The organism is Mycobacterium sherrisii (assembly GCF_002102355.1).
Taxonomy (GTDB): domain Bacteria; phylum Actinomycetota; class Actinomycetes; order Mycobacteriales; family Mycobacteriaceae; genus Mycobacterium; species Mycobacterium sherrisii.
Window position 1 is genome coordinate 1 of record NZ_LQPT01000009.1, and the last position, 1,402, is coordinate 1,402.

Below are 1,402 nucleotides of genomic sequence, written 5' to 3' on the forward strand. Positions count from 1 at the left end.
GGGTAAGTCCCCTGGCGTGGTGGGTTTTTGGGGCCGGAGATGACGGTGCCGGGTGTGTCGTTGCCGGTGTTGGGGTGGGCCATCGCGTAGTGGTCAGTGAGTTACCTACCAAGTGACTCAACAGGAAGACACACGACGCGATGACCCAGGACCATTCTGCTCTGCTTGCCCAGCTCGATGCGCTGAAGTCCGCCGATGCGGGTGCGGTGTTCGCCGAGCTGATCCGTGCCGGGCTCCAGCAGCTCATCGAGGCCGAAGCCACCGCCACCATCGGCGCCGGACGGTATGAGCGCACCGACGGGCGCACTGTGCACCGCAACGGGCATCGACCCAAGACCATCTCGACGACCGCGGGTGATGTCGAGGTGCAGATCCCCAAGTTGCGGGCCGGGTCGTTCTTTCCGTCGCTGCTGGAACGGCGGCGCCGCATCGACAAGGCGTTGCACGCGGTGATCATGGAGGCCTACGTCCATGGTGTGTCGACCCGCAGCGTCGATGACCTGGTGGCTGCGATGGGTGTCGAGACCGGGGTGTCGAAGTCGGAAGTCTCGCGGATCTGCGCCGGCCTCGACAAAGAGATCGAGGCCTTTCGCACCCGCAGCCTGGCCCACACCGAGTTCCCGTACGTGTTCTGTGATGCGACCTTCTGCAAGGTCCGCATCGGGGCGCACGTCGTGTCTCAGGCACTTGTCGTGGCCACCGGGGTGTCCATCGACGGCACCCGAGAAGTGCTGGGCACCGCGGTGGGTGACAGCGAGTCCTATGAGTTCTGGCGCGAGTTTTTGACATCGCTGAAAGCCCGCGGACTGGCCGGGGTGCATCTGGTTATCTCTGATGCGCACGCGGGGTTGAAAACGGCTGTGGCCCAACAGTTCACTAACTCATCGTGGCAGCGGTGCCGAGTGCATTTCATGCGCAACCTGCACACTGCGGTATCAGCCAAGCACGCCCCAGCGGTGACCGCGGCGGTCAAGACCATCTTCGCTCACACCGACCCCACCGCGGTCGCTGCCCAGTGGGACCGGGTGGCCGACACCTTGGCCGCCTCGTTCCCGAAGGTGGCCGCCATGCTGGCTGAGGCCAAGACCGACGTGCTTGCCTTCACCGCGTTCCCCAAGGCCCATTGGCAGAAAATTTGGTCGAACAACCCCATCGAACGCTTGAACAAGGAGATCAAGCGCCGCGCTGATGTCGTGGAGATCTTCCCCAACCCGGCGGCGTTTCTGCGGCTGGCCACCGCGGTGGTCATCGAATCTCACGACGAATGGCAGGTCACCCGCCGCTATCTCTCCGATGTCTCCATGGACGAACTACGTACCGTGATCGCTGCCAAACACGCCGCGGCAGCACTTGCCAAACAACACCAAATCACCTAGCGTTCAACATGACTCGTTGATCGCAA

1 protein-coding gene is annotated in these 1,402 nt (G+C 63.2%); it reads left to right on the forward strand.

Features of this window, described 5'->3' with window-relative positions; translation table 11 throughout:
• The first annotated feature begins 140 nt into the window (after positions 1-140).
• A complete protein-coding gene (locus tag AWC25_RS00680; RefSeq protein ID WP_085166215.1) occupies positions 141-1,376 on the forward strand; it encodes an IS256 family transposase in 1,236 nt (411 codons plus the stop codon).
• The last annotated feature ends 26 nt before the right edge of the window (positions 1,377-1,402 follow it).

Coding starts and splice junctions, on each gene's coding strand:
- AWC25_RS00680 (WP_085166215.1), top strand. CDS start 141: ATGACCCAGGACCATTCTGCTCTGCTTGCCCAGCTCGATGCGCTGAAG.